The following is a 1,638-nucleotide window of genomic DNA, read 5'->3' as shown; positions in this document are numbered from 1 at the left end:
CTTGCGCGCGAATGACGCCATTGCCGGCCAGCACCATCGGGCGCTCGGCTTGCGCGATCAGCGCCGCGGCCTCGGCGAGGCGATCTTCGGGCGGCCAGGGGGTGCGCGGATTCTGCACCCGCAGGGGTGCCAGCTCCGCCACCTCCGCAGCGGCGATGTTCTCGGGCAGCTCGATGAAGCTCGCCCCCGGCTTCTCCAGGGTCGCCTCCTTGAACGCCTTGCGCACCACCTCCGGGATCACCTCGGGCTCGCGCACCGAGGTCGCGTACTTGGAGATGGGCGCGAACAGATTGACCAGATCGACGATCTGATGGCTCTCCTTGTGCAGCCGGTGGGTCGAGCCCTGCCCGGCGATGGCGACCACTGGCGCGCGGTCGAGATTGGCATCGGCGACACCGGTGATCAGGTTGGTCGCGCCAGGGCCGAGCGTGCCCAGGCAGACCCCGGGTCGGCCGGTGAGGCGGCCATAGACATCGGCCATGAAGGCCGCGCCTTGCTCATGGCGGACGGTGATGAAGTGGATCGGGCTATCGATCAACGCATCCATCAGGTCGAGGTTCTCCTCACCGGGGATGCCGAAGATGTACTCGACACCTTCGTTCTCGAGACAGCGGACAAAGAGTTCAGCGGCACGCATGGGGGACTCCAAGGGTTGGAAAAGGGTCTCGCTAGCAGGCGAGACAGGCTGCCGGCCAGGGCTGTCCATCGGTGCCGGGGATCTGATCGCTATAGCGCGCGAGGGTCTTCATGCCGATCCCGAGGATCACCTCGAGGACCTGCTGCCGGTCGTAGCCGGCCTGCTCCAGCGCGGCGACCGCGGCCTCATCGATGCGCCCGTGCGCCTTGGCCAGCGCGGCGGTGAACTGCCTGAGGGACTCCAAGCGTTGATCGCTCAGGCGGCCTCCTTCGCGCAACGCCTCGATCATCTCCGGTGGCAAGTCCATCATGTCCGCGAGCAGACCATGGGCACCCATGCAGACGGCGCAGCGGCTCTCGCGACTGACACTGAGCAGCACCACCTGTTGCTCCTCGCTCGAGAGTGAGGTCTTCTCCAACAAGGTGCCGAGGGCCAGGTAGCTTTTCAGGGAGGCCGGCGCCGCCTCGAGCGTGCGCAGCGGTTTGGGTAGTCGGCTGAAGCGGCGCTCGGCTTTGCTCAGCGCCGGCATGGCAGGAATGGCAGGCATGGCGTCCGGCAGTTCCGATTGAACATCCGGGTCCGGAATCAGCGAGGGCATGAGGTGCTCCTGGCAGCGGTTGGGCGGATCACTGCGCCTTTGAAGGCGACTGGTTGGACTGACCACGCTGGCGAGGCGAGGGGTTGAGTTCACTCGTGGCCATGGATCAGGGGACGCGTGAGCCGTTGTTGAAGGACGCTCGCGCTGGCTTGCCGCTCGCAACAAACAGCTGGTGGATGCTGTGCAGATTGACCGGCTTTTTCAGATAGGCGCGGACATGCGGCGCCAGCCCCGGATCAGGCTGCAGATCATGGGCACCACTCATCAGCACGATCGTCAGCCCCGGAGCGCGCGCCGCCAGCTCGGCCCCCAGCTCACGGCCATCGCCATCCGGCAAGCGGATATCGATCAGGGCTCCGCGCACCGGCTGTCGCGCGATGAGCGCTCGAGCCTCGGCGCAGTC

The 1,638-nt window shown here is 66.6% G+C and carries 3 protein-coding genes; all 3 read right to left on the bottom strand.

The genetic code is table 11. The annotated features are described in order from the left end of the window. Positions 1–637, bottom strand: a 637-nt coding sequence (locus CKO42_RS26485; RefSeq protein WP_274608980.1) for a thiamine pyrophosphate-binding protein, incomplete at its 3' end; no start/stop codon positions are given. 31 nt (positions 638–668) lie between these two features. Further along, positions 669–1,235: a carboxymuconolactone decarboxylase family protein gene (locus tag CKO42_RS26480; RefSeq protein WP_200252556.1), complete on the bottom strand. Its 567-nt coding sequence runs from the start codon at positions 1,233–1,235 to the stop codon at positions 669–671. Positions 1,236–1,341: 106 nt separating this feature from the next. Further along, positions 1,342–1,638 (bottom strand): response regulator (locus tag CKO42_RS26475; protein WP_200252553.1); only part of this gene is annotated, 297 nt, incomplete at its 5' end.

Origin of the sequence: Lamprobacter modestohalophilus, assembly GCF_016583905.1 — a bacterium.
GTDB lineage: Bacteria > Pseudomonadota > Gammaproteobacteria > Chromatiales > Chromatiaceae > Lamprobacter > Lamprobacter modestohalophilus.
Note: the sequence above shows the minus strand (reverse complement) of the source record. Positions and strands in the feature narration are given on the sequence as shown.

Coding starts and splice junctions, on each gene's coding strand:
- CKO42_RS26480 (WP_200252556.1), bottom strand. CDS start 1,235: ATGCCCTCGCTGATTCCGGACCCGGATGTTCAATCGGAACTGCCGGAC.